This is a genomic window from Lelliottia sp. JS-SCA-14 (assembly GCF_035593345.1).
Taxonomy (GTDB): domain Bacteria; phylum Pseudomonadota; class Gammaproteobacteria; order Enterobacterales; family Enterobacteriaceae; genus Enterobacter; species Enterobacter wanjuensis.
In genome coordinates this window covers 4,803,388-4,824,310 of sequence record NZ_CP141606.1, presented here as the reverse complement: position 1 = coordinate 4,824,310, position 20,923 = coordinate 4,803,388, and the positions used below count along the sequence as shown (strand labels likewise).

15 protein-coding genes are annotated in these 20,923 nt (G+C 58.6%); 5 read left to right on the top strand and 10 right to left on the bottom strand.

The window, feature by feature from the left end; all coding sequences use genetic code 11:
• Positions 1-5: 5 nt before the first annotated feature.
• Positions 6-1,262, top strand: coding sequence for an MFS transporter (locus tag U9O48_RS22510; protein ID WP_282492173.1), 1,257 nt, complete (start codon positions 6-8; stop codon positions 1,260-1,262).
• 52 nt (positions 1,263-1,314) lie between these two features.
• On the opposite strand, the gene rhaM is transcribed toward U9O48_RS22510, so the two are convergent.
• The 9 genes from rhaM to rhaB all read right to left on the bottom strand — a co-directional run bounded on the left by rhaM (position 1,315) and on the right by rhaB (position 11,283).
• Positions 1,315-1,629 (bottom strand): L-rhamnose mutarotase, encoded by a 315-nt coding sequence (rhaM, locus tag U9O48_RS22505; protein WP_285146465.1) that lies wholly within the window; start codon positions 1,627-1,629, stop codon positions 1,315-1,317.
• The gene (gene fucO / locus U9O48_RS22500; RefSeq protein ID WP_285146466.1) at positions 1,626-2,774 is read right to left on the bottom strand and encodes a lactaldehyde reductase; all 1,149 of its coding nucleotides are present in this window, start codon (positions 2,772-2,774) and stop codon (positions 1,626-1,628) included. The genes rhaM and fucO overlap by 4 nt, the downstream gene beginning before the upstream one ends.
• Positions 2,775-2,873: 99 nt before the next feature.
• Complete coding sequence (locus U9O48_RS22495; RefSeq protein ID WP_285148596.1) at positions 2,874-3,878, bottom strand: ABC transporter permease; 1,005 nt, start codon at positions 3,876-3,878, stop codon at positions 2,874-2,876.
• A complete protein-coding gene (locus U9O48_RS22490; protein ID WP_285148594.1) occupies positions 3,875-4,879 on the bottom strand; it encodes an ABC transporter permease in 1,005 nt (334 codons plus the stop codon). The genes U9O48_RS22495 and U9O48_RS22490 overlap by 4 nt, the downstream gene beginning before the upstream one ends.
• Positions 4,879-6,390 carry a sugar ABC transporter ATP-binding protein gene (locus tag U9O48_RS22485; protein ID WP_285148593.1) on the bottom strand — a complete coding sequence of 504 codons (1,512 nt, stop codon included), beginning with the start codon at positions 6,388-6,390 and terminating at the stop codon, positions 4,879-4,881. The genes U9O48_RS22490 and U9O48_RS22485 overlap by 1 nt, the downstream gene beginning before the upstream one ends.
• Before the next feature lie 100 nt (positions 6,391-6,490).
• The gene (gene rhaS, locus U9O48_RS22480; protein ID WP_285146470.1) at positions 6,491-7,477 is read right to left on the bottom strand and encodes a rhamnose ABC transporter substrate-binding protein; all 987 of its coding nucleotides are present in this window, start codon (positions 7,475-7,477) and stop codon (positions 6,491-6,493) included.
• An 84-nt stretch (positions 7,478-7,561) separates the two neighbouring features.
• A complete protein-coding gene (gene rhaD, locus U9O48_RS22475; RefSeq protein ID WP_282492166.1) occupies positions 7,562-8,392 on the bottom strand; it encodes a rhamnulose-1-phosphate aldolase in 831 nt (276 codons plus the stop codon).
• Positions 8,393-8,557: 165 nt separating this feature from the next.
• On the bottom strand, positions 8,558-9,817 hold the full coding sequence (rhaA, locus tag U9O48_RS22470; protein WP_285148591.1) for an L-rhamnose isomerase: 1,260 nt from the start codon (positions 9,815-9,817) through the stop codon (positions 8,558-8,560).
• On the bottom strand, positions 9,814-11,283 hold the full coding sequence (gene rhaB, locus U9O48_RS22465) for a rhamnulokinase (protein ID WP_285157823.1): 1,470 nt from the start codon (positions 11,281-11,283) through the stop codon (positions 9,814-9,816). The genes rhaA and rhaB overlap by 4 nt, the downstream gene beginning before the upstream one ends.
• Positions 11,284-11,584: 301 nt before the next feature.
• On the opposite strand from rhaB, the gene rhaS (U9O48_RS22460) reads away from it, so the two are divergent.
• Together rhaS (U9O48_RS22460) and rhaR are read left to right on the top strand one after the other, a co-directional pair.
• The gene (rhaS, locus tag U9O48_RS22460; protein ID WP_282492163.1) at positions 11,585-12,421 is read left to right on the top strand and encodes an HTH-type transcriptional activator RhaS; all 837 of its coding nucleotides are present in this window, start codon (positions 11,585-11,587) and stop codon (positions 12,419-12,421) included.
• Positions 12,422-12,493: 72 nt separating this feature from the next.
• A complete protein-coding gene (gene rhaR / locus U9O48_RS22455; RefSeq protein WP_285157824.1) occupies positions 12,494-13,342 on the top strand; it encodes an HTH-type transcriptional activator RhaR in 849 nt (282 codons plus the stop codon).
• On the opposite strand, the gene rhaT is transcribed toward rhaR, so the two are convergent.
• Positions 13,343-14,377 carry an L-rhamnose/proton symporter RhaT gene (gene rhaT / locus U9O48_RS22450; RefSeq protein ID WP_282492161.1) on the bottom strand — a complete coding sequence of 345 codons (1,035 nt, stop codon included), beginning with the start codon at positions 14,375-14,377 and terminating at the stop codon, positions 13,343-13,345. It abuts the gene before it with no gap.
• Between the two features lie 291 nt (positions 14,378-14,668).
• On the opposite strand from rhaT, the gene sodA reads away from it, so the two are divergent.
• Positions 14,669-15,289, top strand: coding sequence for a superoxide dismutase [Mn] (sodA, locus tag U9O48_RS22445; protein ID WP_063144341.1), 621 nt, complete (start codon positions 14,669-14,671; stop codon positions 15,287-15,289).
• A 242-nt stretch (positions 15,290-15,531) separates the two neighbouring features.
• Positions 15,532-20,916 carry an Ig-like domain-containing protein gene (locus U9O48_RS22440; RefSeq protein ID WP_324723227.1) on the top strand — a complete coding sequence of 1,795 codons (5,385 nt, stop codon included), beginning with the start codon at positions 15,532-15,534 and terminating at the stop codon, positions 20,914-20,916.
• Positions 20,917-20,923: the final 7 nt, after the last annotated feature.

The following is a 20,923-nucleotide window of genomic DNA, read 5'->3' as shown; positions in this document are numbered from 1 at the left end:
AAATAATGAACACGACTGCCTGTACCCACAAAGACAACCCTAATTTCTGGATTTTCGGGGCGTTCTTCTTTCTCTACTTCTTCATTATGGCCACCTGCTTTCCGTTCCTGCCGATCTGGCTGTCGGATATCATCGGCCTGAATAAAACCCATACCGGGATTGTCTTCTCCTGCATTTCGCTCTCGGCGATTGCCTTCCAGCCGGTGCTGGGCGTCATTTCCGACAAGCTGGGGCTGAAAAAACACCTGCTGTGGATCATCGCGGTTTTACTCTTTTTGTTCGCGCCGTTCTTCCTCTACGTTTTCGCGCCGCTGCTGAAGATGAATATCTGGCTCGGGGCGTTGAGCGGCGGGCTGTATATCGGCTTTGTCTTCTCAGCGGGATCGGGGGCGATTGAGGCCTACATCGAGCGCGTGAGTCGCAACAGCTTCTTCGAATACGGCAAAGCGCGAATGTTCGGCTGCCTGGGCTGGGGGCTGTGTGCTTCGACGGGCGGGGTGTTGTTCAGCATCGATCCGTCGTATGTCTTCTGGATGGGCTCCGGCGCGGCGCTGCTGCTGATGCTTCTGCTGGTGGTCGCCAAACCGAAGCCAAACCAGACCGCTGAAGTGATGAACGCGCTGGGGGCGAACCAGCCGCAAATCACCGCCAAAACCGTCTTCACCCTGTTCCGTCAGCGCAAAATGTGGATGTTTATTCTGTACGTAATTGGCGTGGCCTGCGTGTATGACGTCTTCGATCAGCAGTTTGCCACCTTCTTCAAATCGTTCTTTGCGACGCCGGAAGAGGGAACGCGCGCCTTTGGTTTTGCGACCACAGCCGGGGAGATTTGTAACGCGATCATCATGTTCTGCTCGCCGTGGATCATTAACCGCATCGGCGCGAAAAACACCCTGCTGATTGCCGGGCTGATTATGGCGACGCGCATTATCGGTTCGTCCTTCGCCACCACCGTGGTGGAAGTGATCGCTCTGAAAATGCTCCATGCGCTGGAAGTACCCTTCCTGCTGGTGGGGGCGTTTAAATACATCACCGGTGTGTTTGATACCCGTCTGTCAGCGACCATCTATCTGATTGGCTTCAACTTTGCCAAACAGTCGGCGGCCATATTCCTTTCGGCGTTCGCCGGGAATATGTATGACCGGATCGGTTTCCAGGACACCTATCTGATGCTCGGATGTTTCGTGCTGGCGGTGACGGTCATCTCGGCGTTTACGCTGAGCAGCAGGCAGGAAATCGCTGCCGCAAGAGCGGCAGCATAATCTTTCGTAGGCCGGGTAAGGCGCAGCCGCCACCCGGCAATCACACAACACCTTACTCGAGGAAAAACACCTCTTTCAGCTCCGCACTCACCGGGCTGTTGTCCGGGTTGGCGGGCATCACGTCGCGCATATGTTTCCACCAGCGCTGGCACACGTCGGTATTGGCCACCGCGTTCCAGCGCTCTTCCGATTCAATCTCCACGGTCGCAAACAGCAGGTGACGTTCTTTGTCGAGATAAATGGCGTAGTGGTGCGCGCCGTGGTCTTTCAGCACCGACTCCAGCTCCGGCCAGATCGGGGTGTGGCGGCGCTGATACTCCTCGTGGGCGTCCGGGTTTACCTGCATCACAAAAGCTTTGCGGATCATAAGGCCTCCAGATACAGCTCGCGGACTTCGTCGCGGCTGGCGGTGCGCGGGTTGCACGGCGCACACGGGTCGGCGAGGGCTTTGTCCAGCCAGCCTTCGATATCGGCTTTGGTGACGCCGAGTTTGCTGAACCCGGAAGGAATGCCGACGCGCGTACTCAGGGCGCGAATGGCGTTGATCGCCTCCATGCTGGCCGCTTCGTCACTCATCCCGCGCGTCTCCACGCCCATCGCCTGCGCCACGCGGGCAAAACGGGCTACGGCGTTAGGGCGGTTAAAGTTTTCGATGATCGGCAGCAGGATGGCGTTGCATACGCCGTGCGGCAGGTTGTGCGTCGCGCCCGGCTGATGCGCCAGGGCGTGAACCAGGCCCAGACCGGCGCTGTTAAAGGCCATGCCCGCCAGATACTGGCCGAAGGCCATCTGCTCGCGTGCTTCCAGATTGTGTCCCTCGTCGACGGCTTTCGGCAGCCAGAGGCTGATCAGGCGAATCGCCTCCAGGGCGTTGGCGTCCGTGAGCGGGTGCGCGCCCACGGAAACATAGGCTTCGATAGCGTGGGTCAGGGCGTCCATCCCCGTAGCGGCGGTGACGGAGGCGGGAATATCGAGCATCACGCTGGCGTCGTCCACGGCGATATCCGGGATGATATTCGGGTCGATAATCACCTCTTTCACCTGGCGCTCGCTGTCGATGATCACCGCGTTGCTGGTCATCTCCGCCGCGGTGCCTGCCGTGGTGTTGATCGCCACCAGCGGCACACCGGCGTTTTTCACCTTGCCGACGCCAGAATAGGCGGTCGACGGGCCAGGGTTGGCGGTGAGGATTTTAATCGCTTTCGCCGTATCAATCGGGCTACCGCCGCCGAAGGCGATCAGGTAGTCACATTCGGCGCTCTGATACGCCGCGAAGCCTTTTTGCACCAGCGCTTCCGTCGGATTCGGGAACACGTCATCAAACAGGTGATATGACATCTGATGGGCGTCCAGAGCGGTAAACAGACTGTCGAGCAGGCCCATTTTGACCAGCTGGCCGTCGGTGACGATCAGCGCTTTGCCCCACTGTTTGCTCGCCACCAGATTAACCATATCGCCGATAGCGCCTGCGCCGTGCAGGCTGATTTTCGGAAGTGCCAACATAAAGCTCATGATAATTCTCCTTAATTACTGTGATTTTTATGCCCGGCGGCGCTGCGCTTGCGCGGGCCTACGGTTAAGTAGGCCGGGTAAGCGCAGCGCCACCCGGCTTTAGATCCGTCTTCGCTGCAACATCCGGCGGGTCATAATCGGCAGTGAAATCACCACAATCAGCATCGCGCCGATAATCACCGACATCACAATGCCGGGCACGTTGAGCAGGCTCAGGCCAAAGGTCACCAGCCCCATCAGGAAGGCGGCGATAATCACGCCCACCATGCTGCCGGACCCGCCGAGAATATTGACGCCGCCAAGCACCGCCATCGTCACCACCGCCAGCTCCCAGCCCATCGCAATGGTCGGGCGGGTGCTGCCGAGACGTGAGGTGAGCAGCACCGAGGCCAGGCCCGACATCAGCCCCACCAGCGCAAACAGCAGCAGGTTGTGACGTTTTACGTTGATGCCCGAATACCACGCCCCGGTCGGGTTGTTGCCGATGGCGTAGGTCCGGCGGCCAAAGTTGGTGCGATGCAGCACGAAGGCAAACACCGCCGCCAGGACGATAAACAGCGCGAACTCAAACGACAGCGCGCCCCACACGTAGCCCTGCCCGAACCAGGCGAAGCTCTCCGGCCAGGTGTTCAGCGCCTGATCGCCGAGCAAAATGTAGGTAATGCCGCGATACAGGCTCATGGTGCCGATGGTGATCACGATCGACGACAGGTTAAAGCGCGTCACCAGAAAGCCGTTGAACAGCCCGCACAGCAGCCCGACGCCTAATCCCACGCAGACCAGTAGCGGCGTATCCACCCCCGCCGCCGCGCAAAAGCCCATCGCCGTCGAGCTGAGCGCGATGGTCGACGCCACCGACAGGTCGATTTCACGGGCGATAATCAGCATCGCCATCGGCAGCACGATGATCGCCTTTTCGGTGAAGTTGAAGGTGGCATCCGACAGGTTCCAGATGTCGAGGAAGTAGGGCGAGGCCATCGCGTTGACGATAAACACCGCCAGCGTGACCGCCAGCAGGAAGCCCTCCCAGCACAGCAGGCGCTGGAAAATCCCCGTCGAAGTCGGTTGGTTTTTGATCTCTTCGGTAGTCATCATTTTGCTCATGAGTTCACCGCCTGTTTCTGCCGCGCCAGGGCGGCATCGCGCAGGATCAGCCGTCCTTTGCGTTTGTTGCCGCGCTCATTGAGCAGCACCGCAATCACGATCACCGTTCCGGAAATCGCCATCTGCCAGAACGGCGAAACGCCGATCACCGGCAGGGCGTTGTTGATCACCCCAAGGAACAACGCGCCAAACAGGCAGCCCAACACCCGGCCTGTGCCGCCCATGGTGCTGATGCCGCCGATCACGCACGCGGCGACGACCTGCAGCTCAAAGCCGTTGGCAACGTCGACATAGGCGACGGCGAAGCGTGAGATCCACAGATAGCCGCAGAACCCGGCCAGCGCGCCCGAGAGGCAGAAGCTGACGAACTGCATTTTGCCCGCGTTGATCCCGGTGTAATACGCCGCCGTGGCGTTGCCGCCCGCGGTGTACAGAGCGCGTCCGGTGCGGCTGTAGCGCAGGAAATAGCCGACCAGCAGCAGGGCGGCAATCGCACACCAGCTCAGGACCGGCAGGCCGAGCAGGGAGGCGCGCGGCAGAGCGAGGAAATCCGCCCCCATCTGGTTGGAGTTCACCCAGCCGCCGCCGGTGAGTAAAAAGATAATCCCGCGATAGATGCTCATGGTGCCGAGCGTCACCACAATCGCCGGGATCCCCAGTTTCCACACCAGCAGGCCGTTGATGACACCCATCAGCAGGCCGAGTACGGTGGCGAGAAACAGCAGCGCCCAGACCGGCACGTCGGGGTAGTGGAAGTTAATCAGGGCGACAATCATCCCGGTCAACGCCAGATTGGCCGCCATCGACAGGTCGATGCCTTTGGTCAGCAGGACCATCATCTGGCCCAGCGCGAGGATGATCAGAATCGAGGTGTCGTTAAACATCTCGACCAGATTTCCCGGTGCGATAAACGACGGCACCCGGCTGCCGATGGCGAGTATCATCAGCACGATGACGCCGCCCAGCAGGGCTTCGCGGTGTTTCAGGAGTGACTGGAACATTACGCGGCCTCCTGTTTTGCGCCGCTGGCCGCGCTGACGATGGTTTCCGCCGTCGCGCCGCCTGCCGGGTATTCCGCCACCATCAGCCCCTCGTGCATGACGATGATGCGATCGGCCATGCCCATCACTTCCGGCAGTTCCGACGAGACCATGATCACCGCCAGCCCCTGGCCGACCAGCTCGGACATAAACTGATGAACGGCCGCTTTCGAGCCAATATCGATGCCTTTTGTCGGCTCATCGAGGATGATCACCTCTGGATGCGTCGCCAGCCATTTGCCGATCACCACTTTTTGCTGATTGCCGCCGGAGAGCGCCTCGACCGGCTGTTTCCAGCTAAAGGCTTTCACCTGCAAGCGTCGGGCGTACTCATCGGCCAGCGCCCATTCGCGATCCTGGTTCAACACGCCGCCGGGGTTGAGTTTACTCAGCTGCGGCAGACTGATGTTCTGGGCAATCGACAGCTCAATAATCGCCCCCTGCTTTTGCCGCTCCTCCGGCACGCAGACAATCCCCGCGCGGATCGCGTCGGCAGGCTGGCGGAAATGCTGCGCGATGCCGTTGAGGACGATTTCGCCGGAAGAGGGGCGGGTCACGCCGGAAAGCGCCTGCATCAGTTCGGTCCGCCCGGCGCCGACCAGCCCGTAAAAGCCGAGGATTTCGCCTTTGCGCAGAGAAAACGAGATGTGCGCGAACTCGGTCGGGTGGCAGAGGTCTTTCACCTCCAGCACCGTCGCCCCTTTTTCGCACGCCACTTTCGGGAAGGTCTGGGTGATCGCCCGGCCCACCATCATCGCCACCATCCGCTCTTCGGTGATGTCGTTGATCGCCCCTGCGCCGACGAACACGCCGTCGCGCAAAATGGTGTAGTGGTCTGCCAGCTCAAAAATCTCGTCGAACTTGTGCGAGATAAACAGGATCGCTTTCCCCTCCTGCTTGAGGCGCTCAACGATCTGATAAAACTCTAGGATTTCGTGCTGCGACAGGGCGGCGGTGGGTTCGTCGAGGATCACCACCTGCGCCTCAAACGACAGGGCGCGGGCAATGGCCACCATATGCCGCTGGGCGATGCTCAGGGTTTTGAGCGTCGCGCGCGGGTCGATTTGCACCTCCAGACGCGTGAGGATCTCCTGCGCCCGGCGGTGCATCTCTGGCCAGTCGAGCTTTTTGAAAAAGCCTTTGTGCAGGTACTGGCCGACAAAAATGTTTTCGGTCACCGACAGCTCATCGAACAGCACGGTTTCCTGATGAATCGCGGTAATCCCAACCTTGTGCGCCGATTCGGGCGTCGGGAGATGAATGGGGATCGCTTTATAGAGGATTTCGCCCTCTTCGGGCTGGTAAATCCCGGTCATCACTTTGACCAGCGTCGATTTGCCCGCGCCGTTCTCGCCGATCAGGGCGGTGACTTTGCCGGGCCAAAGCTCAAGCTGCACGTTCTCCAGGGCGCGCACACCAGGGAAAACCTTGGTGATGCCCTTGAGCTCCAGCAGCGGGGTGGATGCGGTCATGAGAGTTCTCCATCAAAGGGGATTTTGTAGGGCGGGTAAGCGGCAGCGCCACCCGCCGTTTTGCCGGATGGCGCTACGCTTATCCGGCCTACAAAACACATCAGAAGATTTTTGAGAACTTATCAATATTGCTCGCATCGTAGACGAACGGCTCGGCCATTGCGCCGCTGCCGTCGGCATCGAGCTTCACTTTGCCCAGTTTGCCCATGCTGGCTTCGTCTTTGGTGGCGGTGCCTTTCACCAGATCGTCGGCTAAATAGGTGGCGGCGTAGCCCAGGTCGATCGGGTTCCAGATGGCGAAGCTTTTGCTCGCCCCGGATTTCACCGCGCCGGCCATTTCAGACGGCAGGCCCAGGCCGGTCACGTACACTTTGCCAATCTTGCCCTGATCCTTCACCGCCTGCGCAGCGGCCACGATCCCGACCGACGACGGGGAGACGATCACTTTCAGATCCGGGTAGGTTTTCAGCAGGCCGACCGCTTCGCGGTAGCTCTTGTCCGACAGATCGTCGCCATAGGCCACGGTCACCAGATTGACGGACGGGTACTGCGGCAGCACCTTTTTCATCTCGGCAATCCAGGTGTTCTGGTTGGTGGAGGTCGGGGTGGCGCTCAGAACGGCCACTTCGCCTTTGTCGACGTTCAGGGCTTTCAACGCCTCGGCGGCCAGCTTGACGTTGGTTTCACCGATCAGCGCATTATTGGAGGGATTGAGGTGGATCTGACGCCCGGCTTTCGCCACGCCGGAATCCCATGAAACCACTTTGATCCCGCGCTGCATCGCTTTTTTCAGCACCGGCACCAGCGCGTCAGGATCGTTGGCGGAGATGGCGATCGCATCTACCCCCTGGGCGATCAAGCCGTTCAGCACTTCGATCTGCGCTTCGGCGGTGGTGGTGGTCGGGCCGGTATAAATTACTTTCACATCACCCAATTCTTTGGCCGCCTCCTGCGCGCCAACGTTCGCTGCCTCGAAGAATCCATTTCCGAGAGATTTCGCCACGAGGGCGATTTTCACTTCTGCAAGTGCGGAACCGGACAACGCCAGAGCGGCAACGGTGAGGATTAAGCTTATCTTTGTTTTCATTGCTTTTACTCCACTAGATAGATGACATGTGTAGGGTTTGCAGGTGTTTTTTCGCCCCGTCTCAATGAGCGGGGCGCGATGTTGTTATTTGTACAGCTCTAACGCCGATTTCAGCGGGGTGACGCCGAAGCGTTTACCCAGCGCAATCAGCTCTTCCTGGGTGATGGTCTGCTTCATTCCGCCCATGGAATAGACCTTCACCAGCACTTCCGCCGACTTCTCGGCGGTGTCGATCAGGCCAAACGCTTCATCCAGCGTCGGGCCGCTGCCGAACACGCCGTGGAATGGCCACAGAACCAGGGAATGTTTCTGCATCTCTTGCGCGGTGGCTTCGCCGATTTCATCCGTGCCTGGCACCATCCACGGAAGAATGCCCACGCCGTCCGGGAACACCACCAGACACTCGGTGCTGCCTTCCCACAGTTTGCGGGTGATGAAATCGGTGCTGTTTTCCAGCACATAGGTCAGGGCGATCAGGTTGGTCGCGTGGCAGTGCATGATCACGCGGTCTTTGCCGTCCGTCGCCTTGATGCGCTCGCAGTGGGAGAGGAAGTGCGCCGGAAGCTCAGAGGTCGGTACCGCTTCGTGGGTCAGCCCCCAAAGAATGTGGTAGCCCGCGCCGTCGCTGTCCACTTTTACGATGCCTAAATTGGCGGCTGGATCGAGCTGGACGTTGCGGAAGAATTTGCCGGAACCGGTGACGATAAACGGCGTGTTGGCCAGCAGCGGCATCGGCTGGCTCAGGGCGATATAGCGCGGTTTCTGGTGGAAATCGGCTTCGAACGGTGCGATATCGGCATCGTCGAGGCGCAGCGTCAGGTTGCCGCCGTTGCGCTCGTCCCAGCCTTTCAGCCAGGCGTCGGTGGTGGCTTTGATCATGCCCTGGACGAACCAGGCGTTGGTGATGGTGTGCATAGTGTTCATGTTCCTGTTAATTCGGCGAGGCCTGATGCCCTCACCCTAACCCTCTCCCACAGGGAGAGGGGACTGTTCGGAGCGCTGGTTTTCTCCCTCACACACAGGGAGGTGCGCTGGTTTTTCTCCCTCTCCCTCAGGGAGAGGGCAGGGGTGAGGGTTGTTTTAGCTGCGAGCCGCTAAAACCTCTTTCTCATACGCCCGCACGTTGTCCAGCCACTGGCTGCCCGCTGGCGCATCGTTGCGCTGGCAGTACATCTCCCACACGGCCTGCCACGGCAGGGATTTTTGCTCTTCGAGCAGCGCCAGACGCGCCGTGTAGTCGCCTTGCTCTTCGAGCGTACGCAGGGCCGCCGTGGGCTCCAGCAGGGCGCGCAGCAGGGCTTTTTTCATGTTGCGGGTGCCGATCACCCACGCCGCGATGCGGTTGATGGAGGCGTCGAAGAAGTCGAGACCGATGTGCACGCGGTCGAACAGGTCGTGGCGGATGATTTCGCTGGCGATGGCCTGAGTTTCGTCATCCAGCAGCACCACGTGGTCGCTGTCCCAGCGCACCGGGCGGCTGACGTGCAGCAGCAGGCGCGGGACGTACAGAATGGCGGCGGAGATTTTGTCGGAGATCACCTCGGTCGGGTGGAAGTGGCCCGCGTCCAGGCACAGAGCGGTCTGGCGGCTGGTGGCGTAACCCATGTAGAACTCGTTCGAGCCGACGGTGTAGCTCTCCGCGCCAATGCCGAACAGCTTACTTTCCACCGCATCGATGTGGTGCGCCGGGTTGAGTTTCTCACTGATCACTTCGTCGAGCGCTTCCAGCAGACGCTGGCGCGGGGCCAGGCGGTCCACGGTGATGTCTTTCATGCCGTCCGGGATCCAGATGTTCATCACCGACGGCGTGCCGAGCTGTTCACCGAAGTACGCCGACACGCGGCGGCTAGCTTTGACGTGGTCGATCCAGAACTGGCGAATTTCATCGTCGGCGTGCGAGAGGGTAAAACCGTCGGCGCTCAGGGGATGTGAGAAGCAGGACGGGTTAAAATCCAGCCCCAGTTTGTTGGCTTTGGCCCACTCCACCCAGTTCTTAAAGTGTTCCGGTTTGATTTCATTACGCGCCACCGGCTCGCTGGCTTCGTGGTAAATCGCGTGCAGGTTCAGGCGTTTTGGGCCAGGAATCAGACTCAGCGCCAGCTCCAGATCGGCCCGCAGTTCGGTGGCATTGCGCGCTTTGCCCGGATAGTTGCCGGTCGCCTGAATGCCGCCCGTCAGCGCGCCACCGCTGTTTTCAAAGCCAGCGACGTCGTCGCCTTGCCAGCAGTGCATGGAGACCGGCAGACGGTCGAGCTGACGCAGCGCCTCTTCGACATCCACGCCCACGGCGGCGAAACGCTGTTTAGCCAGTTCCCAGGCTTGTTCAAGTTGAGTGGTCATGCGCAAAGCTCCTTTGTCAGTCGTTTTTGCAGAAACTGCGCCTGATAGCGGGCAATTTCATGGCAGGGATTAGGGGTAAAAATGGTGAGCGGGTAGTTGTGAGTCACCACCGCCCGGAAATCGTCAACACTGGAAAGCTCGTCCAGGGTCATCAGCTGAATGCCGATATTGCCCAGCGTCGAGGCCTCCACGGGGCCGGCGACCACGGTGATCCCGCAGGCGTCGGCGCAGAGCTGGTTCAGCAGCTGGTTCTGGCAGCCGCCGCCGACAATGTGCAGCTGGCTGAAGGGCTTACCGCGAAGCGCCGCCAGCTCGTTCAGGACGTCGGCGTAGAGCAGGGCGAGGCTGTCAAAAATGCAGCGCGCCAGCTCAGCCGGAGTCTGCGGCACGGGCTGCGCGCTCTCGCGGCAGGCGGCCTGGATCTCGGCGCTCATGTTGCGCGGATTGATAAAACGATCGTCGTTCGGGTTGATGACGAAACGACAGGCGGGCAGCTTTTCCGTGTCGGCAATCAGGCGCGCCAGGTCGGTAATGTTTTGCTCTTTCAGCACTCGCTGGAGCAGCCACAGCCCCATGATATTTTTCAGCACCCGGTAGCGGCCTTCCGCGCCGCCCTCGTTGGTGATGTTCGCCGCCAGCGACTTTTCGCAGGTGTAGGGCGTTTTGCTCTCAAAGCCCATCAGCGACCAGGTGCCGGATGAGAGAAAGGCCGCGTTTTTGTCTGCCAGCGGCGAGGCAATCACCGCGCTGGCGGTATCGTGGCTGGCGACGGCGACCACCGGGATTTCATTTTTCAGTGGGCAAATCCAGTGACCGATCACATTCCCGGGATGGGTCGGCGTACCGAACCAACTGGCTGCGGCGCCGGTCCAGCCGAGCAGGTGTTCATCCCAGGTATCGGAATTGATGTTCACCAGTTGGGTGGTGGTGGCGTTGGTGTATTCCCAGTTCATTTTCCCGGTCAGGCGGTAGCTGAAGTAATCCGGGATCAGCAGGGCGTGGGCGACGTTCGCCACCAGCTCCGGCTGCTGTTCCACCAGGGCGCGCAGCTGATAGAGGGTGTTAAAGGGTAAGAACTGGATGCCGCTGCGCCCGTAGATGTCGGCTTTGCCGAGCTGGTCAATGGCGCGGGCCATCACGCCGTCGGTCCGGCTGTCGCGGTAGGAGACGGGCAGGCCGATGCGGTTGCCGTTGCGGTCGAGCAGGACAAAATCGACGCCCCAGGTGTCAATCCCGATGCTGTCGATCAGAATCCCTTCGTCGCAGACCTTGTTCAGGCCGGTGCGGATTTCCGCTTCCAGACTGTCAATATCCCAGGTCTCCACGCCGTCCTGCTTTTGCAGGCAGTTACCGAAGCGATGGATTTCACGAAGCGAAAGTGCGCGCTGTGCAGGCACGTAGCTGGCGAGCATTACGCGCCCGCTGGATGCGCCTAAATCGACAGCCACACAATGGCGAGAGGTCATAATTCGGTCCTTCTTGGAGTCATTGCGAAACAGTCTAAGAAAGGGAAGAAAAACGCACCTTCTCGCCACTGACAGGCAAAATCCCGCGCTGGCAAGAAAGCAAAGATGAACGTGAGGGAGTTCACAGTTTCCAGTCATGACGCGGTTTTCAGGCCGTGTGACCGTTGCCGCATTTCCCGATCTTTCCCGCCGTTTCTTGAAAAACGGACAGGCTTTGCACGCTTTGACGTCGAAAATTGAAGGTGAGAAACCCGGCCCTTAATTACTATTTTGAGAACATTTCTCATTGGTGGTGGCCGTTATGACCGTACTGCACAGCGTGGATTTTTTCCCTTCAGGAAGTTCGCCGGTGGCGATCGAGCCGCGGCTGCCTCAGGCGGCTTTTCCTGAACATCATCATGATTTTCATGAGATTGTGATTGTTGAGCACGGGACGGGCATTCACGTGTTTAACGGCCAGCCCTACACCATCAGCGGCGGGACGGTATGCTTCGTGCGTGACCATGACCGGCACTTGTATGAACATACGGACAATCTGTGCCTGACCAACGTGCTCTACCGTTCTCCGGATGCGTTCCAGTTTCTCTCCGGGCTCAACCAGCTGCTGCCGCAGGAGCAGGACGGGCACTACCCATCGCACTGGCGAGTGAATCAGTCGACGCTGCAACAGGTGCGTCAGCTGGTGGGGCAGATGGAAAACGCCGAAGACAATGCCGAAACCCACGCCCGCGCCAGCCGGGAGCTGCTGTTTATGCAGCTGCTGGTGTTGCTGCGCCGCAGTAGCCTGGTGGAAGGGGCGGAAAACAACGATGCGCGCCTCAATCTGCTGATGGCGTGGCTGGAAGATCACTTCGCGGAAGAGGTGTGCTGGGAGACGGTGGCAGACAGGTTTTCACTCTCCCTGCGCACGCTGCATCGCCAGCTCAAGCAGCACACGGGCCTGACGCCGCAGCGCTATCTCAACCGGCTGCGGCTGATCAAAGCCCGCCACCTGCTGCGCCACACGGACGAGAGCGTGACGGATATCGCTTATCGCTGCGGGTTTGGCGACAGTAACCACTTTTCGACGCTGTTTCGCCGGGAATTTAGCTGGTCGCCGCGTGAAATCCGCCAGGGACGGGATGCGTCACTTCAGTAACGCGAGGACAATCACCGTTTTTTCAGCGCAAAACGGCTAATAATGGCAGGTTATTAGCCGCTGAGGTGTGTTGTGGGCGCTCCGTTAATCCTTCGTAAAACCGATTTCTTTGCTAACGCCGGGCAGGCCGTCGCGGTGGCCGATCGCTATCCGCAAAACGTCTTTGCCGAGCACACGCACGAGTTTTGCGAGCTGGTGCTGGTGTGGCGCGGCAACGGCCTGCACGTCCTCAACGACCGCCCGTATCGCATCACCCGCGGCGATCTGTTTTATATCCGCGCGGAAGACAAGCACTCCTACGCCTCGGTCAACGACCTGGTTTTACAGAACGTGATTTACTGCCCGGACCGGCTCAAACTCAATGTCGACTGGGCAGGGCATATCCCCGGATTTAATGAGGCGCACACCGCCCCGCAATGGCGCCTGAGTAGTAACGGCATGACCCAGGTGCGCCACGTCATCACCCAGTTAGAACAGGAGAGCCTGAAGGCCGAGCCGGGCGCGAACGAGATGGCCGAGCTGCTCTTCGCCCAGCTGGTGATGACCCTCAAACGCTACCGCTACGCCACGGACAACCCTTCAGCCACCGAGCAGGAAGCGCTGCTGGATAAGCTCATCACCACGCTCGCGGGAAGTCTGAACCGTAGCTTTGTGCTGGAGAAATTTTGTGAGCAGGAGCAGTGCAGCGAGCGCGCGTTGCGCCAGCAGTTCCGCACCCAGACGGGGATGACGGTGAACCACTACCTGCGCCAGCTGCGTATCTGCCACGCGCAGTATCTGCTGCAACATACGGAGCTGATGGTGAGTGAGGTCTCGACGCGCTGCGGCTTTGAGGACAGTAACTACTTTTCGGTGGTGTTCAATCGCGAGGTGGGGATGACGCCGGTTCAGTGGCGTCATCACAGTCGAAAAGCGGCGTGATTAATTCGCCATGCCAAGACCGACAATGTTGGCGGCAATAATAATCACCACGCAACCCAGGCTCAGCACGCTCACCGGACGCCGTCCGGCGTTGTTCCACTCTTTCAGCACCAGCCCGACAATCCCGCCGCACAGCACGTAGAAGCTCATGTGCAACATCCAGCTCATGTAGTCATACTGCGGCGGAATGCTGGCGTGGCCCCAGGCATAGAAGAAGAACTGCAGATACCACATCAGGCCGCCGAGTGCCGACAGCAGCACGTTGCTGATGATGAGGTGTTTTGCCAGCGAGAAGTCGGCTTTTACCGACAGGTTCTTCACTTTTGCCAGACGAATGAAGCAGAAGCCGAGGTTAACCAGCGCACCGCCGCCCATGATCACCACGTAGCTTGGCAAGGCAACGTAGAGCGGATCCACGCCCAGCGCGGCCGCCGCTTCATGCATCGGTTTGGCGGCGTTCATGGCAAACGACATCCCGGCGGAGAAAATGCCGCACATCACCGCCAGAATCAGCCCTTTCTTCAGGTTGAACTCTTCCGCACGAATACCCATTTTGCGCTCTTTCAACTGCCCCGCGCGGGTGACAATCCCCACGCCGACCACCGCCACCAGCACGCCCAGCAGCGTCATCTGGCCGCCTTTGGTGTTGATCAGTACGTCGAAATTACCGTTCAGGATTGGCGTCATCAGCGTGCCGACAATCAGGGTGATGCCAATCGCAATCCCGATGCCCATCGACATGCCGAGATAGCGCATGGTCAGGCCGTAGTTGATGTTGCCGATGCCCCACATCGCGCCGAACAGAAAGACCGGCAGCAGCGTGGAGGCGCTAAAGGAGGAGAAATACCCCCAGAAATCGGGCAACAGAATGGCGCTGATGGTCCACGGCAGGATCAGCCAGGAGACCGTACCGCCCACGGACCACATGGTTTCCCATGACCAGTGTTTCACCTTTTTAAACGGGGCATAGAAACAGGCTGCACTGGCTGCGCCTATCAAATGCCAGAAAATACCCATCGTAATCGCATGATTCATTTTTTTACGTCCTCATCGTTTTTATAGGCCGGTGGCTTCCCTCCGACCCGATGAGTGTAAAAATTAAGCGGCGAGCGAACCTTCAGAAGGTTGCCGCACTTTTCTTGTCTATGGCAATCAGCGCGTTAACCGCGTGAGCAGACTCACAAATTCGGCATTGGTACAAAAACGAATAACCTTATAAAAACTACGGCATTGATAATCATTTTCAATATCATTTAATTAACTATAATGAACCAACTGCTTACGCGGCATTAACAGCTGTGCCGCCCGACAATAATGGAGAGGATTATGAGTTATACACTGCCATCCCTGCCGTATGCCTATGACGCACTGGAACCGCATTTCGACAAGCAGACGATGGAAATCCATCACACTAAACACCACCAGACTTACGTGAACAACGCGAACGCAGCGCTGGAAAGCCTGCCAGAATTCGCCAGCCTGTCTGCTGAAGAGCTGATCACCAAACTGGATCAACTGCCAGCTGACAAGAAAACCGTTCTGCGTAACAACGCTGGCGGTCACGCTAACCACAGCCTGTTCTGGAAAGGCCTGAAAACCGGCACTACCCTGCAGGGCGATCTGAAAGCCGCTATCGAGCGCGACTTCGGTTCCGTGGACAACTTCAAAGCTGAGTTTGAAAAAGCGGCCGCGACCCGTTTCGGTTCTGGCTGGGCATGGCTGGTACTGAAAGGTGACAAACTGGCTGTGGTTTCCACTGCGAACCAGGACTCCCCGCTGATGGGTGAAGCGATCTCTGGCGCATCCGGCTTCCCAATCGTGGGCCTGGACGTGTGGGAACACGCTTACTACCTGAAATTCCAGAACCGTCGCCCGGACTACATCAAAGCCTTCTGGGACGTGGTGAACTGGGACGAAGCAGCAGCACGTTTCGCTGCTAAAAAGTAAGTCGTCACTGAGTTCGAAAGCCTGGCCTGTGGGTCAGGCTTTTTTTTGTCTGCGCGTTTTTGAGCAACGCTGAAACTACTCTCCCCAACGCTCAACTTTTCCCAACGCCTATTTTTAAATTATCTTTATTTACGGGCGTATTATTTATTCTTCGGATAGACCTCAGGTTCTGTATTGGTAATGCGTGCGCTTTTGAGACATTATTGCGAAAATTCTTATTTCCGGATGTTTCAGGTGTATTTATGCGCGGTACTGGAAAAATAACAGCCTCTCTGAATATTATTCTCTATTGTTATTTATTAGTCTTTCATTCTTTCTTATTTTCTTTTCCGGCTCAGGCGGATGAAAAAACGCTGGCGGCGGATGTTTCATCCGCGGGAACGCTATTAAGTCAGAATGACCGCATGGATGCCGTCATTAATAGCCTGGTCAACAGCACCAGCGGAAAAGCCACCTCTGAAGTTCAGCAATGGCTCCAGCAGTATGGGACGGCGCGCGTCAACGTGGGCGTCGACAGGCAGTTTTCGCTTGCCAGCGCTGACTTCGATTTTCTGCTACCACTCTATGATAAAGATCAGCACCTGATTTTCACCCAGTCGGGCATTCGTCGCGCAGACGACCGCAATGTGATCAATCTGGGCGTCGGCTATCGCCATTTCTCCGACAGCTGGATGTGGGGGGTGAACACCTTCTACGATCAACAGATTTCCGACAACACGCACCAGCGTCTCGGCGTGGGCGGCGAACTGGGCTGGGACTATCTCAAACTCAGCGCCAACGGTTATGCGCGCCTCTCCGGCTGGAAAGACTCCACCGCGCACAAGGACTACGAAGAACGCGTGGCGAACGGTTATGACCTGCGGGCGGAAGGGTATCTGCCCGCTTACCCGCAGCTGGGCATGCAGCTGATGTGGGAGCAGTATTACGGCAAAGACGTGGCGTTGATGGGCAGCGATAAAGACCAGCGCCAGCGCAATCCCTATGCTGTGACCGCAGGATTGAATTACACCCCGGTTCCGCTGGTAACGTTGGGCGTGAATCATAAAGCCGGGAAGGGCGATCAGCACGAAAGCCAGGTCGAAATGAATATTAACTGGATGGCGGGTGTGCCGTTTGCCGATCAGCTGGATGCGGATAATGTTCAGGCGCGTCGGACATTACGCGGCAGTCGTTTAGATCTGGTCAGCCGCAATAATAATATTGTGCTGGAATATCGGAAAAAAGAATTAATCTCACTTTCACTTCCTCAGCATATTGAAGGGGTTGAATCTCAGACATTACCTGTCGCCGTGAAAATAGCTACGAAATATCCCTTAAGTCATATTATCTGGCAGGATTCTGAGCTGATGAGCCATGGCGGAAAAATAAGTGAAAACAACGGCGCATGGTCGATTGTTCTTCCGGAATATCAGCCAGAGGGTGCGGAAAAGAATATTTATGTTATGTCCGCGACGGCCTATGACAGCAAAGGTAACGCCTCAGATAAAGCCTGGATTAGCGTGGAAGTGAAAGGCTATAACCCGGTGACGGCGACCACGCAGACCACCGTCTCCAGCGATAATCTCATTGCCGACGGCGTCAGCTCCACGCCGGTGACATTGACGGTCATGTCCGGAACCGGAAAACCGATCGGCGGCGTAGCCGATCAGCTTAGTGCCCAGCTCATCCATCCCGTCAGTGCGAAAAAGATGAGCGTTAAACGCCTGAGCGCAGCGCCGTCTGCGGTCGAACATATCTCGCCATTCGTCGAACAAAGCCCTGGCGTCTACGTCAGCACCTACACCAGCGGCACGACGCCGGGTACGGTCATCATTCAGTCTCGCTATAACAGCACGCTGCTCAGCAAGGCGACCATCACGCTGCTGGCGGCCAATACGCAGTATCACTTCGTCCAGCTGGATGCGACCAAACCGGCCGCGCTGGCGAACGGCCAGGATGCGATCACCCTGACGGCGCGGGTGACCAACACGCGCACTAACCAGCCCGCGGCGGGCGTTCCGGTGACATGGCAGGTGGATAACCCCGACGCGGTTTTATCGGCAGAGCAAAGCGTGAGTGACGCGCAGGGCCATGCGACGGTGATGTTGACCAGCAAAGCGGTGCTGGGGGCGACGGTCACCGCCGGGCTGGAAAACGGCGAGACGGTGAAGAGCAGCGTCCTGCAGTTCACGACGGACCTGCAAACGGCAAAAGTGGCTGAGGTGGATGCGGATAAGCTGCGCGCGAAAGCGAACGGGCAGGAGACGATCACCCTCAGCGCTCACGTGGTCGATGCGAGTGAACATCCGCTGGCTAACCAGCCGGTTAAATGGGCGATTGTTTCGTCTACAAACGCCGTCCACTTATCGGACAGCCAGAGCACAACGGACGACAACGGCGTGGCGACGATCTCGCTGACGGCGGCGCAGGCCGGTGACGCGGTGATTTCTGCCGCCACGGGCAGCAGCGCAGCGGTGTCATCGAAGACATTAACCTTCACCGCCGATGCTGACAGCGCGGTGATGGGCGCGATTTCCGTCAGCAAAACCTCCGGACTGGCTAACGGCCAGGATGGGATCGCCCTGAGCGTGAAAGTCGTCGATGCCAATAAGAACCCGGTTCAGGGGGCAAAAGTGACCTGGCAGACGGCCAGCGCCACGGCGCATCTCTCCGCTGCAACGGCGACCACGGATGACAAGGGCGAGGCCAGTATCAGCCTGACCTCATCTACCGTCGAAGCGCTGGAGGTTTCGGCGAAGCTGGGGGAGCAAACGCAGACCTCGGCCACGCTGAGCTTTACCTCTGACAGCACCACGGCTACCGCCAAATCCGTGCAGGCCGACAAAACCCAGGCTACGGCGAATGGTAACGATTGGGTGACGCTGACGGCAAAAGTGGTCGATGCCAGCGATCATCCGGTGGCGACAGCGCCGCTGAAATGGACGGTGGTTCAGGGCCAGGCCACGCTGAGTGACGCGCAGACCACGGCGAACGCGCAGGGCGAGAGCGTCATCACTGTGACCTCTGAACATCCTGGCACGGTGGTCGTGTCGGCCAGTTCAACGGCGGGCGCGGCGGTGAACTCGGCGGAAATGACCTTTATCGCCGATACGGCAACGGCCAAAGTGACGGCGGTGACGGTCGATAAAACCCAGGCGCTGGCAAACGGGACCGATGTGGTGACGTACAGCGCAACGGTGAAAGATGCCGAGGGGAATCCGCTCAACGATCAGCTGGTGAACTGGGCGGCGACGCCTGCGACGGCGAAATTGTCCGGGGCGACGTCCCGGACGGATGCCACCGGCGTGGCGACCGTCACCATGACCTCGAAGACAACCGGGGATGTGAATGTCAGCGCCAAAGCCGGGGGCGGCACGGCCTGGAATGCGCCAGTGGTGACGTTGATTGGGGATGTCTCGACGGCACAGTTGGGCGGTCTGAAAACCAGCAAGTCAACGGCGGTGGCGAATGGCGTCGATAAAGTCATCATCAGCGGCCAGGTGACGGACAGAACGGGCAATCCCCTGAACAACATCCCGGTGGCGTGGTCGGTCACGCCGTCCACCGGTTTGCTCTCGCAAAGCACAGTAACCAGCGACGCTCAAGGTCAGGTCTCCGTCGAACTGAGCGCTAACCAACTGGGTAGCTATCTCGTTAAAGGCGTCGTGAACGGCGATGAAGAGACCTCACAGCCCGTCACTTTTACCGCAGATGTCGCCACGGCCGCAGTGCGTACGCTGACCGCCGATAAAACGGCGGACATCACCGCGGGCAGGGATACCGTAACGCTTGCTGCGGTGGTGAAAGACGACAATGGTCTGCCGATTGAGGGCATGAAAGTGACCTGGAGCGGCGATAATGCCAGCGGGGAATTCAGTGCTGAGAACAGCATGACGGACAGTAATGGGATCGCTTCGGTGACCTATGGCAGCACGCTGGCCATGCCGACGCAGATTACCGCGAGGGCGATCAATAAGAACCCAAAAATGCTGACCTTAGACATCGTGCCCGATCTGCAGAGCGCGACGCCGGGGGCGATTGATGTCGATAAAAACACCGCCACGGCTAACGGCAGCGATCCCATTACCCTGTCGACCGTGGTGAAAGATCAGTACGGCAACGTGGTGAAGCAGGCGATGGTCAGCTGGCATGCGGTGATTTCATCGATGGATTACAGCTTATCAGCGGACAATCAGCCGACGGATGCCAATGGCCAGTCGAGCGTCACGATAACCTCGACAGACCGTGGGCCGCTGAGAGCTGTTGCCACCTTTAACAGCACGCAAAAAACCTCGCCAATAATGGTTTACATATCTGATACCGCCACGGAGAAAGTGGCGTCGCTGGTGGCGAGCCAGACGACAGGGCTGGTGGCGGGGGTCGATACCGTCTCGCTGCAGGCATTGGTCACAGATGAAAACGATAACCCGGTCCGCAACGCGGTAGTGTACTGGCGCACGGACAACGACAGCGTTGTGTTCCAGTTAGGCGAGTCCAGCGTGACCAATATCAATGGTATCGCTGAGACGTCGTTTATGGCGACGACCGCGAAGCCCACGGTCGTCGGCGTGGGGATCAACAACAGCAAGCAAACGCTGACGGTCGATTACATTGCCGATCCGCGCAGCGCCACGCTTAAGACCCTGAAAGCGGATAAAACGAAGGCCGTTGCGGACGGTCAGGAGAAAGTGACCTGGGTGACCAACGTGAAGGACGGTAACGGGAATAATCTGTCGGGCGTCACGGTCAACTGGAGCAGCGACAGTGCCTCTCTGGGGCTCAGCGGGACCAGCAGCGTCACCGATGCGATGGGGAATGCGAGCATTCTGGGCTCGACAACCCAGGCCGGGGATGCGGTGGTTACCGCAACGCTGCCGGTCACGGGGGGAGTGATGCACGCCGCCAAAGTGAGTTTTATCGGCGACAGCAAAACCGCTACGGTGGTGACATTAACGTCGGATAAAACAACCGTCGCGGCTAACGGTGCGGACACGGTGAAATATACCGCCACGGTGAAAGATTCCCACGGAAACCTGGTGCCGAATGCAGAAGTGGTGTGGACGACGTCGCTCAACAAGCTGACAGCAGCAAGCACCCTGACCAGCAATGATGGCTTGGCGTACGTCAGCCTTTCAGGTCACGACATCGGCCTGGCCGCCGTCACAGCACAAGCTTCTGCGGGTGGCTCAACGCTGAAAGTGGATAACGTGGTGTTTATCAATAACATCAACGATAGCTGGGTGATTAATTCTGCCACCTCGGAATACAAATCGCCGCCTATCGTCGGTTTCCCGTCGCAAGGGTTTGTGACCGTCTCGCCGACCGTGGGACCCACGTCACTGGACTGGGCGCCTTCGGGCTATGCGAGTGTCTCTACGCCGATCGCCCTTGTCGCCACTGATGGAAAGCAGTACAGCGTGAATGTTAAAGGCTATCGCCAGTCTCTTTGCACGCGGCGGCCACTGAACGCTGCGGTAACCTGTGAGGTGACCGATGCGCCAATCTATGCGGTCTTTACCTTCGATAAGGCGGATAACCCGACGTTACCAGCCGGGCACTACATCGGGATTATCAATTTCAGGGGCGAAGACTGGTACTCCAGCTATACGTTTGACTACAAACTGACGGTCGATCTGACGGTGCAATAGCGGCAAA

Coding starts and splice junctions, on each gene's coding strand:
- U9O48_RS22510 (WP_282492173.1), top strand. CDS start 6: ATGAACACGACTGCCTGTACCCACAAAGACAACCCTAATTTCTGGATT.
- rhaM (WP_285146465.1), bottom strand. CDS start 1,629: ATGATCCGCAAAGCTTTTGTGATGCAGGTAAACCCGGACGCCCACGAG.
- fucO (WP_285146466.1), bottom strand. CDS start 2,774: ATGAGCTTTATGTTGGCACTTCCGAAAATCAGCCTGCACGGCGCAGGC.
- U9O48_RS22495 (WP_285148596.1), bottom strand. CDS start 3,878: ATGAGCAAAATGATGACTACCGAAGAGATCAAAAACCAACCGACTTCG.
- U9O48_RS22490 (WP_285148594.1), bottom strand. CDS start 4,879: ATGTTCCAGTCACTCCTGAAACACCGCGAAGCCCTGCTGGGCGGCGTC.
- U9O48_RS22485 (WP_285148593.1), bottom strand. CDS start 6,390: ATGACCGCATCCACCCCGCTGCTGGAGCTCAAGGGCATCACCAAGGTT.
- rhaS (WP_285146470.1), bottom strand. CDS start 7,477: ATGAAAACAAAGATAAGCTTAATCCTCACCGTTGCCGCTCTGGCGTTG.
- rhaD (WP_282492166.1), bottom strand. CDS start 8,392: ATGCACACCATCACCAACGCCTGGTTCGTCCAGGGCATGATCAAAGCC.
- rhaA (WP_285148591.1), bottom strand. CDS start 9,817: ATGACCACTCAACTTGAACAAGCCTGGGAACTGGCTAAACAGCGTTTC.
- rhaB (WP_285157823.1), bottom strand. CDS start 11,283: ATGACCTCTCGCCATTGTGTGGCTGTCGATTTAGGCGCATCCAGCGGG.
- rhaS (WP_282492163.1), top strand. CDS start 11,585: ATGACCGTACTGCACAGCGTGGATTTTTTCCCTTCAGGAAGTTCGCCG.
- rhaT (WP_282492161.1), bottom strand. CDS start 14,377: ATGAATCATGCGATTACGATGGGTATTTTCTGGCATTTGATAGGCGCA.
- sodA (WP_063144341.1), top strand. CDS start 14,669: ATGAGTTATACACTGCCATCCCTGCCGTATGCCTATGACGCACTGGAA.
- U9O48_RS22440 (WP_324723227.1), top strand. CDS start 15,532: ATGCGCGGTACTGGAAAAATAACAGCCTCTCTGAATATTATTCTCTAT.